At 61.4% G+C, this 11,414-nt stretch carries 9 protein-coding genes, 1 tRNA gene and 3 pseudogenes; 10 read left to right on the forward strand and 3 right to left on the reverse strand.

The features are described 5' to 3' along the window. Positions 1-78: 78 nt before the first annotated feature. From PD885_RS15745 to PD885_RS15760, 4 genes are all read left to right on the forward strand, one after another. The gene (locus tag PD885_RS15745; RefSeq protein ID WP_002812063.1) at positions 79-636 is read left to right on the forward strand and encodes a Dps family protein; all 558 of its coding nucleotides are present in this window, start codon (positions 79-81) and stop codon (positions 634-636) included. A 479-nt stretch (positions 637-1,115) separates the two neighbouring features. Then, complete coding sequence (gene recQ, locus PD885_RS15750) at positions 1,116-2,918, forward strand: DNA helicase RecQ (RefSeq protein ID WP_002812064.1); 1,803 nt, start codon at positions 1,116-1,118, stop codon at positions 2,916-2,918. Between the two features lie 138 nt (positions 2,919-3,056). Next, positions 3,057-3,539 carry a hypothetical protein gene (locus PD885_RS15755; RefSeq protein ID WP_002812070.1) on the forward strand — a complete coding sequence of 161 codons (483 nt, stop codon included), beginning with the start codon at positions 3,057-3,059 and terminating at the stop codon, positions 3,537-3,539. A gap of 78 nt (positions 3,540-3,617) precedes the next feature. Next, positions 3,618-4,022, forward strand: a complete 405-nt coding sequence (locus tag PD885_RS15760) for a response regulator (RefSeq protein ID WP_088056985.1) — start codon at positions 3,618-3,620, stop codon at positions 4,020-4,022. A gap of 1,021 nt (positions 4,023-5,043) precedes the next feature. Here the strand turns inward: PD885_RS15760 and PD885_RS15770 are convergent. Next, positions 5,044-5,754 carry an rRNA pseudouridine synthase gene (locus PD885_RS15770; protein WP_002812083.1) on the reverse strand — a complete coding sequence of 237 codons (711 nt, stop codon included), beginning with the start codon at positions 5,752-5,754 and terminating at the stop codon, positions 5,044-5,046. A gap of 251 nt (positions 5,755-6,005) precedes the next feature. On the opposite strand from PD885_RS15770, the gene PD885_RS15775 reads away from it, so the two are divergent. Continuing rightward, positions 6,006-6,212, forward strand: coding sequence for a hypothetical protein (locus PD885_RS15775; RefSeq protein ID WP_002812086.1), 207 nt, complete (start codon positions 6,006-6,008; stop codon positions 6,210-6,212). Positions 6,213-6,388: 176 nt separating this feature from the next. Here the strand turns inward: PD885_RS15775 and PD885_RS15780 are convergent. Then, positions 6,389-6,988: pseudogene (locus PD885_RS15780) on the reverse strand (PAS domain-containing protein); the annotation flags it as partial. 440 nt (positions 6,989-7,428) lie between these two features. On the opposite strand from PD885_RS15780, the gene queC reads away from it, so the two are divergent. Further along, positions 7,429-8,103 carry a 7-cyano-7-deazaguanine synthase QueC gene (gene queC / locus PD885_RS15785; protein WP_002812092.1) on the forward strand — a complete coding sequence of 225 codons (675 nt, stop codon included), beginning with the start codon at positions 7,429-7,431 and terminating at the stop codon, positions 8,101-8,103. A gap of 47 nt (positions 8,104-8,150) precedes the next feature. Further along, positions 8,151-8,226 (forward strand) — tRNA-Lys (locus PD885_RS15790). A 146-nt stretch (positions 8,227-8,372) separates the two neighbouring features. Here PD885_RS15790 and PD885_RS15795 read toward each other — a convergent pair. Continuing rightward, a pseudogene (locus PD885_RS15795) lies at positions 8,373-8,891 on the reverse strand (tyrosine-type recombinase/integrase); the annotation flags it as partial. A 71-nt stretch (positions 8,892-8,962) separates the two neighbouring features. Here PD885_RS15795 and PD885_RS15800 point away from each other — a divergent pair. From PD885_RS15800 to PD885_RS15810, 3 genes and pseudogenes are all read left to right on the forward strand, one after another. Further along, positions 8,963-10,088, forward strand: a pseudogene (locus tag PD885_RS15800) (IS3 family transposase). A 148-nt stretch (positions 10,089-10,236) separates the two neighbouring features. Continuing rightward, a complete protein-coding gene (locus PD885_RS15805) occupies positions 10,237-10,545 on the forward strand; it encodes a GIY-YIG nuclease family protein (RefSeq protein WP_002812098.1) in 309 nt (102 codons plus the stop codon). Positions 10,546-10,589: 44 nt separating this feature from the next. Continuing rightward, positions 10,590-11,297 carry a glutathione S-transferase gene (locus PD885_RS15810; protein ID WP_002812100.1) on the forward strand — a complete coding sequence of 236 codons (708 nt, stop codon included), beginning with the start codon at positions 10,590-10,592 and terminating at the stop codon, positions 11,295-11,297. Positions 11,298-11,414 lie beyond the last annotated feature (117 nt).

Here is an 11,414-nt window from a genome sequence, read left to right on the forward strand (position 1 = left end):
GTGAAAGATTGAATGACAGGTGATCCTTTAGGTTGTCTATTGTGACGCCACATCAGTTCCCTCAGGAGAATCATCCCTATGTCCAAGAAAAAGAACGCCAACAAGCCCGTCGTCATCAATGAAGCATTGGACGCGCTGCCGGTTGCTGCTGCGTCGGCGCCACATATCGATATCGGGATCAAGGACAGCGATCGCAAGCAGATCTCCGACGGTCTGGCCCGCTACATGGCTGACGCCTTTACGTTGTATCTGAAAACACACAACTTCCATTGGAACGTCACCGGGTCGATGTTCAACTCGCTGCACACCATGTTTGAGACCCAGTACACCGAGCAGTGGGCCGCGCTGGACGAAGTGGCAGAGCGCATCCGCGCTCTGGGCTATAACGCACCGGGCTCGTACCGCGAATTCGTCGCACTGACCTCGATCACCGAAGAGCCGGGCCAGAGCGACAGCGCCGACTGGCGTGAAATGGTGCGCCAGCTGGTCAGCGGCAACGAAGCGGTATGCCGCACCGCACGCAAGGTGCTGGGCACCGCCGACGACGCCGGCGACGACCCGACCGTAGACCTGCTGACCCAGCGCCTGCAAACCCACGAAAAGTACGCGTGGATGCTGCGCTCCTTGCTGCAGTAAAGCGCCGCTTTTGGTAGCGCGCGGCCATCTCGGGTACTGATCAGCGCAAACGTTTTCTGATCAGCAATGGCTTTCAGCCGCCGGGCGGCCACTCTCCCGCTCCGGCCCTCGGTCACCTTCATTGGGAGAGCCACTGTCTTGATCAACTGGCGGCGCTGGCCGCCAGTTGATCGCGCAGCTTGGCGTTGAGAATGACCATCTGGTTGCGCTTGGCCGCCACAATGGCGACCTTGCCCGCTTTGCCTCATGACCTTATGCACTTAGCAGCTGGTAAAGGGCGCCCAGGGCCGGGTAAAAGCGCACCGCCACCAGCTGCGCCGCCGGATTGGGATGAGGGTACGGGCGACGCCTCGTGCTCTTCAATCACACAACGCTTGACGCGCACCCTAATCCCCCAACCCGCCGCATCACGGCAATCACTGACGCGCCAGCACACAACGCCGCCGACCAGGACCCGACCCGCGCGGTATCCTAGGCGGATGTCTTCCCCCGCCCACGAACTGCTCAGCCGCGTCTTCGGTTACGACGACTTCCGCGGCCCCCAGCAGGCCATTGTCGAGCACGTCGCTGCTGGTAACGACGCCCTGGTTCTGATGCCCACCGGTGGCGGTAAATCGCTGTGCTACCAAGTGCCTGCGCTGCTGCGCGACGGCATCGGCATCGTGGTCTCGCCGCTGATCGCACTGATGCAGGATCAGGTAGAGGCGCTGCGCCAACTGGGCGTACGCGCCGAATTCCTCAATTCCACGCTGGATGCCGAGAACGCGCAGCGCGTCGAACGCGCTTTGCTGTCCGGCGATCTGGACCTGCTCTACGTCGCGCCGGAGCGGCTGCTGACCCAGCGCTTTCTGTCGTTACTTGAACGTAGCCCCATCGCACTGTTCGCCATCGATGAGGCGCATTGCGTCTCGCAGTGGGGCCACGACTTTCGCCCGGAATATCGCCAGCTCACCGTGCTGCACGAGCGCTGGCCGCATATCCCGCGCATGGCGCTGACCGCAACCGCCGATCCGCCAACCCAGCGCGAAATCGCCGAGCGGCTGGATCTGGTCGACGCGCGCCACTTCGTCAGCTCGTTCGACCGCCCCAACATCCGCTACACCGTGGTGCAAAAGGACAACGCGCGCAAACAGCTGCGGGAATTTCTGGGCCGCTACCGCGGCTCGGCCGGCATCGTCTATGCCATGTCGCGGCGCAAGGTCGAAGAAACCGCGCAGCAGCTGTGCGCGCAAGGCTTCAATGCCCTGCCCTATCACGCCGGCTTGCCGGCCGAGATGCGTGCAGAAAACCAGCGTCGTTTCCTGCGCGAAGACGGCATCATCATGGCCGCTACCGTCGCCTTCGGCATGGGCATCGACAAGCCGGACGTGCGCTTCGTGGCGCATGTGGATCTGCCTAAATCGCTGGAAGGCTACTACCAGGAAACCGGCCGCGCTGGTCGCGATGGCGACCCGGCCGAGGCCTGGCTCTGCTACGGCCTGGGCGATGTGGTGCTGCTCAAGCAGATGATCGAACAAGGCGAGGCCGCCGAGGAACGCAAGCGCCTGGAGCGCGCCAAGCTCGATCACCTGCTCGGCTACTGCGAATCGATGCAATGCCGCCGCCAGGTACTGCTGGCCGGATTCGGCGAGAGCTATCCCAAGCCCTGCGGCAATTGCGACAACTGCCTGACCCCAGCAGCGGCATGGGATGCCACTCTCGCCTCGCAAAAGGCGCTCAGTTGCGTGTATCGCAGCGGCCAGCGCTTCGGCGTCGGCCATTTGATCGACATCCTGCGCGGTAGCGAAAACGAGCGCATCAAACAGGCCGGCCACGACCAGCTGAGCACCTACGGCATCGGCCGCGATCTGGACGAGCGCACCTGGCGCGGGGTGTTCCGCCAATTGGTGGCAGCCAGCCTGTTGGAGGTCGATAGCGAAGGTTACGGCGGCCTGCGACTCACCGATGCCAGCCGTCAGGTGCTCAAGGGCGAGCGCCAGGTGATGATGCGACGCGAGAACCCGGCCGCCGGCCGCGAGCGCGATCGAGGCGTGCAACGTACCGGCCTACCGGTGCAGCAGCAGGATCTGGTGCTGTTCAATGCCTTGCGCGGCCTGCGCGCGAAACTTGCTAAGGAACAGAACGTACCGGCGTTCGTGATTTTCCACGACAGCACCCTGCGCAACATCGCCGAACAACGGCCGACCAGCATCGATGCGCTGTCGCGCGTGGGCGGTATCGGTGGCGGCAAACTGGCCCGCTATGGTGCGCAGCTGATCGAGATCGTCCGCGAGCAAGGCTAATGCAACCGCGTGTGTCAGCGCAGTGCCAACGCTGGCATAAAATTCCGCAGGATCGACAGCGCGCATTCAATCAGCCGTTGCTAGCTTCACTCTGCGAGCTGGCACGCGCTGCCAGGCCCTCTTAGTAGAGTCCAACCGATGAAACGCAGCCTGATTTTCTTGGTCACTCTGTTCGCCGCCGGCAGCGCCCTCGCCCAAGCCGGTGATCGCAGCGCCGAGCCGGTGACGCCGCGCTCGCTGGACCTGAGCGTTCCGCAAGCGCCGGTGCAGTACCGCTCCGACCCCGAATACAGCACCGACCCGCCAGGCACCTTCTACGGTGACAAGAGCGGACCCAAGCCTGCATTGGCACGCCCTAGCGCTGCGTCCATCGCCGCCGAGCGCGCCGAGCAATGTCAGGGCAAGCTGCACGGCGCGGTCGAAACCGGCATGGGATACTCAAACCGCCTTGGCAACAGCAACTGGCAGGCGGTCAATCTGAACTCCTGCAAGACCTATTACAGCGACGATGGAAAGGCGCACCAGATCGGTGTCAGCATCAGTGTCGGACGTGGCGAAGGCTCAATATTCGGCCCGCGCTACGCGCACTGCGGTTATGGTTCGGGTCCGTTCGGCTGGTAATCACACGGCTCCGTCTGCGTTGACGGAGGGTTCACTGCCGCATCGCTGAAGATGCGGTTTGACTTACGAGACGTGCTCATGTCGCAGATCAAGGAACGGCCGGTCGTATTCGTTGTCGAAGATGGCGACGGCACCCGGCAACTTAGCTGCCTTGTGCTGGAAAGCTACGGTTTCACTTGCCGCAGCGCCGGTTCGGTCGAAGAGGCGTTGACTTTGATCGAAAGTGACCCACGCGTCGATGTGTTGTTCTCCGATATCCACTTTCCGGGTGGTCTGACCGGCGTGGATCTGGCCGTCAAAACCGCGCACGCGCCATACAACCTGCCGGTGCTGCTGACCTCCGGTCTGGCGATCGAATATGTGGAAGAGATCCTGCCCGACGGCGTGGCCTTCCTGGAAAAGCCCTACACTCCCGAACAATTGCTGACCGCAATCCGCAGCGTGATGGCCAAGCACCGGGTGATTGCTACCCCGGTCGCGTAATACTGGAAGCGGCGACTGGACGGCAGTCCACAGTCCCGGTACGAGATGCCAAATGCTAGGACCGATTCGACCGTGGTGCGCGCCCAGAGCATCAGCAGCGGCTTGAATTGCGGGCTGGTTCAGGCCACCAGTGACACGCGATCTAGTGGCGTCTGCAACACTTGTGTCGTCTGTCTCTGAGCGCGCGAGATTCAACCAATGTTTGCAAAAGACCCGCTGGCGACCGCTCACTATCAGGGCCCTAAAGTCGAGCATATGTTTCGAGGGTCTCCTGCCTGTTTGCCGATCTTTGCAATCCAGCGTCGTTGTGGATGCCTGACGCATCCTCTTTGCATATGCGCCAAATTAGCTTAAGAAAGCCTGCTTGACCGATGCCTAAAACGCAGCTGTTACGGCAATTTTCAGACGGGAAACTCACAAACCCCGCGATTGCCTCACCACCGGCATGGTTCGATCGTGTCCCCATCAAAAGACGTGGAGCAAGCCGACTCTTGCTGAGCAAACGCCATTGCATCCGTGACGCAGCGCTCTTGCGTTGCTGCAGACGCACCGCGTCGGAGCACGAATGCAGCGTATTTCACACGATCAAGCAGGCCGCTCGCTAGGCTAAAGCGAGCGCAGCGCTCGGCTGCGGAAGACCTTCAGGAGAACTTTATGGGAGACAATTCGTTTCTATCGTCGGCCTTCATCATTTTGGTCATCGGTGTGATTGCCGTTGTGCTCTGGCTGGTGACGCGCGCGAAGAAAAAACGCAACAAAAAGTAATCGATTCGGCATCGCACGCGCGACTCATCTCGCTCCATACGCAGTGGCGGTGCAATGCAGATCAGTGATGCGTTGGTCCACTCATGAGCGCTGCTCTTTACTGAATCGGCGCAGCGTGAGCACAGTGACTGAACGGGCTCATCCAACAGCGGAGAGCGCTGTATCGAGATCACGATTGCTCGCTACATCCGAAGCATCTGCATCGTCGGCATGCCACGGCGTGCTCACTGCTTTTGTACCCGATCCAGCGCCACAATCAAAAACGTTGGCCTGTCGGCAGGTAGCGCCATTGGCCGATCGCCAGCTTGCCTAGCGACACCCCGCCTATGCGTAGCCGACGAACGCTCACCACCTCCAGCCCCACTTCACCGCACATGTAGCGGAGCTGGCCTGGCTGCACGTGCTTGATCGCAAATCGCAGCCGCTCTTCGTTTTGCCAGCTCACCTTGCACGGCGACAGACTGCGCTGTTGATAGATTAGGCCATGCGCCAGCCGCGCCATGCCGTACGGGCCCAGTTCGCCGCGCACTTCCACCAGGAATTCCTGCTCGATGGAACTGGCATCGGCGCTCAGCCTGCGCAGCACGCGACCATCCTGGCTCAGTACCAGCAAGCCGCTTGCCTCATCCTCCAGCGGCAGCGGCGCGTTGAGGCGCAGAAAGTGCTGTTTCAACACGCGCATGTCGGACTGGTCCAACGCGCTACGGGTCACCGGGGTCACCAATGCCAACGCCACCTCGGTCGACATGCCGGCAGCTTTGTGCAGCAGCAACGTGGCAGGTTTGGCATGCTCAAGCACTGCGTTCGGGGCCAGGGTTACCTGCGCTATGGTCGCCAAGGCCTGCGGCTCTTCGACTACCACCCCGTTTACACTAACCCAGCCACCCTCGATGTACTGCCGGGCCTCGCCACGCGAGCAGCCAAACGCGGCGGCAACGCATTTATCGAGACGGATCGGATCGGACATCGCGCAAGCTCAGCATCAGGGGACGGCAGTGTACGTGCTGGGTCCATGGCGACGCGAGCCGAACGCACTCGATGCCACGCGCTGTGCCGGCACTCGTGCGTGGCTGCATTGCCAATGGTCCGAGCCGACGCAGAATCGCGTCGGCGACGCGGTGATTGGTGTCCTTGTCGTTCCTGTACACCCGTATCGCCACAACGCTACTGCGCCGCCCGACAAAGTGGGAAACTCAGCGCTCACACAGGAGATTGCAGATGTTCATCAAGTTCGGCACCACCCAGGTCCGCCTCAACCATATTTCCGTCATCAGCGATCCATTCAACGCAGGCGAAAGCTTCGGGTCGTACTGCCACTCGGTCCGGGTTGGACTGATCTCCGGCGCCGAAGTCTTTGCACGCTTCAACAGCGAGAGCGGCGCCGAGCAGCTCCATGCCGAGGTGCTTGCTGCGCTGGAAGGCTGAGCGCAAGAGCACGACAGTTGCGCCACGCTTGTTGCACGCGATGGATTGATGGCTCGATAAGCATTGGTATTTCGGCATGAAGGCGCATCGTGGCGTAGATGCGGTCTTCGGGCTGGCTCACCATGTCCGTTGCACAGTCGCCAATGTCACGATGACGTACGCGATGATGCATTGAGCGCTGAGACATCGCAGGTCAGCCCCAAGATATCAGCGCTGACCCGGTTCTCCCGGATCAGCCTGTCGTGCGTCCGCGACTGCAGGAGCAAACGCGCAGCCGCAAGGCTGGTGGCATTGGTAAAAAACTAACGCGCCAACGACTGCACCATGACCAGCGAATTCTTGACCCTGTGGTTGAGCTCGTTGATCAGCAACTGCAGATGCTGCTCTGCTGTCTGTGCTCGGTGATATCACGCGTGGCGCCGGCGATCACTTCGAGCTTGCCATCGGGCTCAAATACGAGGAGGAGGAAGATGTAGTTGTGACAGGCAGACCCTTGGTCGTACATAGAAACGGCACCTCCCCACGCACTGGCTTACCCGTCGCGATCACACATTCGATCTCTTCATCATGCATGGCCACATGCCAGGACTCGTTGCCGAGCTCCAGACACGTCTTGCCGCAGGCGTCTTCACAGCGCATGCCCCACATCGTCAACAACGCCTGATTAGCGTAGACGAAACGGTGTTGGGTATCGAACACATACAAAGATCCGGCGTTGCCCTTAACAGAGCTTCGTAAATGCACGACTTCGCTGCGTCTTCCTGATGCTCGGCCATTACGTCATGGCCCTGAAGTTTGACCGCGCAATAAATCGACGTACATGAACGTGGTCTTGCAAATCTCACATGCGGGTGGATGCCTTTGCAGACCTTTTGCACACGACAAGAGTCAGTAGTATCGGCCTAGCCCCCAAAGTATTAGCCGCGACGCATGCCATGGGGCGTGCCGTGAGTGCACGGCGAATGCGCAATGCTGCAGCTAAGACGCGCTCGTCGCACACAACTAGCGCATGCCTTATCACGCTCGTGGATCAGCATCAGCGTTGGCGAAAACAAGAGCCCATTCCCGCTTTGCGCCTTAACCAACACGCGAAACCAAGCATGCGCGCATCCGTTGGCAAGGCCACTTTTTACGTCCAGCGGCTGGCTAGCTTATCGCCCTCCATCTCCGTCCCTGATAGCCTTTCTACCTATTCCGCTGTCATCGCTGATCCGTCATGAAAAAAGCCGTTGTTCTGTTGTCCGGTGGCATGGACTCCGCCGCCGTCATCGCGCTCGCGCAGGAGCAAGGCTTTGCCGTGTACGCCTTGAGCCTGCGCTACGGCCAGCGCCACACCTCCGAACTGGACGCAGCCGCACGCGTCGCTGCCGCGCAAGGCGTCATTACACACAAGGTGCTGGATGTGGACCTGCGCAGCATCGGCGGCTCGGCGTTGACCGACGATATCGAAGTACCAGAGGCCGGCGGCGACGGCATTCCGGTCACCTATGTGCCCGCGCGCAACACCATCATGTTGTCGCTGGCGCTCGGTTGGGCCGAGGTGATCGGTGCCAACGACCTGTTCTGTGGCGTCAATGCGGTCGACTATTCCGGCTACCCCGACTGCCGGCCAGAGTTCGTGCGCGCATTCGAAGTACTTGCCAACCTGGCCACCAAAGCAGGCGTGGAAGGCGCCGGACTGCGCGTGCATGCGCCACTGCAGTTCCTCAGCAAGGCCGACATCGTCCGCGAAGGAGTGCGCCTGGGCGTGGACTTCGGCCTGACCGTCTCCTGCTACCGCGCCGACGCCAACGGACGCGCCTGCGGCCACTGCGACGCCTGTCGCCTACGCGCCGCCGGCTTCGCCGACGCCGGCGTCCCGGACCCCACGCATTACGCCATTTCGTCTTGACGCCCGTGTAGGGTAGAATGCGGACCCCGACGCAATGTCGGGGCAGTGGGCCGTTAGCTCAGTTGGTAGAGCAGAAGACTTTTAATCTTTTGGTCGATGGTTCGAATCCATCACGGCCCACCAATCAAATCAGGAACTTAGATGGCACCGAAGGTGCCTTTTTTGTGCGATTGGAAAAATGATTGGAAAAATAAACCAGAATGTCGTTGTTCCACGGCCCCCTACAGGGTCGCGCTGCAGCCACCAGTTCGGCCACTGCAGCGCGGTTGTCACTGTTTTTTTGGCGGGCTTACGACAGGCACCTGCTGGTCGTAACGCTGAGTCATTTGAGGCGACTTGTGCCCAGCGGCATCTTGCTTGTCTGCACGGGTCCCGACCGTATCAGTGATGCCGCGATGTTTGAGACCATGCAGCGAGAAGCGCTGGTCTTCCCTGATTACCTTCTCTCGAATCGCCATCTGCATCATCCGCTGCCATGCACTGTCCAGCGCCCCTTTGCTGAGGGGTGTACCTGACTGATTGACCAAAAGGCGGCGCTTCTCGGGCTTCAGCTCCACGGGGCGGCCGCGCGCCGACATTGCCTCTTTCCGATAGCCGACCAGCCACTGCCAAGCCTCCCTCAATTCGTCATTCCACGTGGTGATGTTGTCCCGAGAACCTTTGCGCCGGTTGCTCCGGATCCCGACCTCGTCAGCATGTGCGTCAGTGAGTTCGGTGACCTCAACCCCACGAAGGCGCAGGTTGTAAGCCAATTGCATCACCGCATGTAAGTACGGAGAGACGCTGCCGAGCGACGTCCCCCCGATTTTGAGTAGCGCCTCAGTTTGGAGTCCAATTCCCTACCCCGAGGAGATTGGACGTGAAGAAGCGCTTTACCGAAGAGCAGATCATTGGCTTCCTGCGCGAAGCCGAAGCAGGCGTGGCGATCAAAGACCTGTGCTGGCGCCATGGCTTCAGTGAGGCCTCGTACTCCCTGTGGCGCAGCAAGTTCGGCGGAATGAGCGTGCCCGATGCCAAGCGACTCAAGGACCTTGAGTCCGAAAACGCGCGGCTGAAGAAGTTGCTGGCCGAGCAGCTGTTCGAGAACGACCTGATCAAGGATGCGCTGCGAAAAAAGTGGTGAGCGCACCCGCGCGTCGTGCGCTGGTGCGCGAGTGGATCGGGTGCGGTGCCAGCGAGCGTCGCGCCTTGGCGGCGATCGGCATGAGCGCCAGTGCGCTGCGCTACTGCCCGCGCGAAGACCGCAACGTTGAGCTACGCGAGCGCATTCTTGCGCTGGCGCATCGCCATCGCCGCTATGGCGTGGGGATGATCTATCTCAAACTGCGACAGGAAGGACGCGTCGTGAACTACAAGCGTGTGGAGCGGTTGTACCGCGAACAGCAGTTGCAGGTCCGGCGCCGCAGGCGCAAGAAGGTGCCGGTGGGCGAGCGCCAACCATTGTTGCGGCCATCGCAGGCCAACCAGGTGTGGTCGATGGACTTCGTGTTCGACCGCACCGCCGAAGGCCGGGTGATCAAGTGTCTGGTGATCGTGGACGACGCAACCCACGAAGCGGTCGCCATCGACGTGGAGCGCGCGATCTCGGGACACGGCGTTGCGCGCGTGCTGGACCGACTGGCACACAGCCGTGGCCTGCCGCAGGTGATCCGCACCGAGCGCGAAGCCTGCCCTCGGGGCACAACAGCAAGGAGTTTTGCGGCAGGGCGATGGTCGCCTGGGCGCACGCCCGTGGTGTGCAGCTACGGCTCATCCAGCCGGGCAAACCGAACCAGAACGCCTACGTCGAATCGTTCAACGGCCGACTACGCGACGAATGCCTCAACGAGCACTGGTTCCCAACACTGCTGCACGCGCGCACCGAGATCGAACGCTGGCGACGCGAATACAACGAGGACCGACCCAAGAAAGCAATCGGCGGCATGACGCCGGCCGCTTATGCCCAACATCTGACAAACACCGATATCATCAGGCCCGGACTCTAAACCCGGCCGCTACTCAGGGCGGGGGGACGTCGCAGCCGAATGTTGAGGTGGTTATTCACTCACGCGCTGGAGTGAACGCCCACGACCGCCGCCACCACTCTCGACGTCGGGCACCGCACAACCGTCAACCAGTGGCGATAATGGGCCGATGGAAGCACCCAAGCCCTGGCACCTTTACCTGCTGCTATGTCGCAACGGCAGCTATTACGCCGGCATCACCAACGACGTGGAGCGGCGCTTCCAGGCGCACCTGCGTGGCACTGGCGCGCGCTACACGCGGGCAAATCCGCCGCTGGGAATGCTTGCCAGCCGCACGTACCCAGACCGTGCCAGCGCCTCGCGCGCGGAATGGGCGCTCAAGCGTCAACCGCGTGCACGCAAGCTGGCCTGGTTGCTGGCCCAGCCGCACCACGGTACCGAGTCACAGCGCACTGACACACCGATCACGCCCGCCTAGCCGCTTGTTTTTTACGCTGAGGCGTCCTCGATCGGGAGCAGCGCATGCATTACCAGCTGTATTACTGGACCGGCCTGCAAGGCCGCGGCGAATTCGTGCGGCTGGCGTTGGAAGATGTCGGCGCCGTCTACACCGACGTTGCGCGTGTGGAAGGCGATGACGCGATGAATGCCTTTTTGGAGGGTAATGAAGCGGGTGCGCAGCCGTTCGCGCCGCCGTTTCTCAAAGCGGGCGATGTCGTGGTGGCGCAGGTCGCGGCGATCCTGCATTTCATCGGCCCGCAGTTGCAGCTGGTGCCCGAATCGGAGGCACAGCGTCTGCAGGCGCTGCAATTGCAGCTGACCATTGCCGATCTGGTCGCAGAGGTGCACGACACCCATCATCCGATCGCCACCGTGCTGTATTACGAAGATCAGAAGACCGAGGCGGCCAAGCGTGCCAAGGACCTGCGTGACAATCGCCTGCCCAAGTTCCTGGGCTATTTCGAACAAATGCTGCAACGGGCTGGCGGCACACATGTGCTCGGCGCGCATTCGTATGTGGACCTGTCGCTGTTCCAGCTGATCAGCGGCTTGGACTACATGTTTCCCAAGCGTATGACGACGTTGGCGGGCAACCTGCCAAGCCTCAAGTCACTGCAGCAGCGTGTGGCCGAGCGGCCGCGCATTGCGACCTATCTTGCTTCCGAGCGACGCGTCGCCTTCAACACCAACGGTATCTTCCGTCACTACCCGGAGCTGGATGCGGCGTAGGTGAGACCGGCGCGGGCGCCTGCGCCCGCGTTCCAGGCCTGAAGCTCGGCTTGTTCCGGCTCAGCAGCGGAGCTTGCGTTTAGAAAACCAAAGCACGCACGGCCGAACCCAGTGCGG

This window comes from Xanthomonas fragariae (assembly GCF_900183975.1).
Lineage (GTDB): Bacteria > Pseudomonadota > Gammaproteobacteria > Xanthomonadales > Xanthomonadaceae > Xanthomonas > Xanthomonas fragariae.

Coding starts and splice junctions, on each gene's coding strand:
- PD885_RS15745 (WP_002812063.1), top strand. CDS start 79: ATGTCCAAGAAAAAGAACGCCAACAAGCCCGTCGTCATCAATGAAGCA.
- recQ (WP_002812064.1), top strand. CDS start 1,116: ATGTCTTCCCCCGCCCACGAACTGCTCAGCCGCGTCTTCGGTTACGAC.
- PD885_RS15755 (WP_002812070.1), top strand. CDS start 3,057: ATGAAACGCAGCCTGATTTTCTTGGTCACTCTGTTCGCCGCCGGCAGC.
- PD885_RS15760 (WP_088056985.1), top strand. CDS start 3,618: ATGTCGCAGATCAAGGAACGGCCGGTCGTATTCGTTGTCGAAGATGGC.
- PD885_RS15770 (WP_002812083.1), bottom strand. CDS start 5,754: ATGTCCGATCCGATCCGTCTCGATAAATGCGTTGCCGCCGCGTTTGGC.
- PD885_RS15775 (WP_002812086.1), top strand. CDS start 6,006: ATGTTCATCAAGTTCGGCACCACCCAGGTCCGCCTCAACCATATTTCC.
- queC (WP_002812092.1), top strand. CDS start 7,429: ATGAAAAAAGCCGTTGTTCTGTTGTCCGGTGGCATGGACTCCGCCGCC.
- PD885_RS15805 (WP_002812098.1), top strand. CDS start 10,237: ATGGAAGCACCCAAGCCCTGGCACCTTTACCTGCTGCTATGTCGCAAC.
- PD885_RS15810 (WP_002812100.1), top strand. CDS start 10,590: ATGCATTACCAGCTGTATTACTGGACCGGCCTGCAAGGCCGCGGCGAA.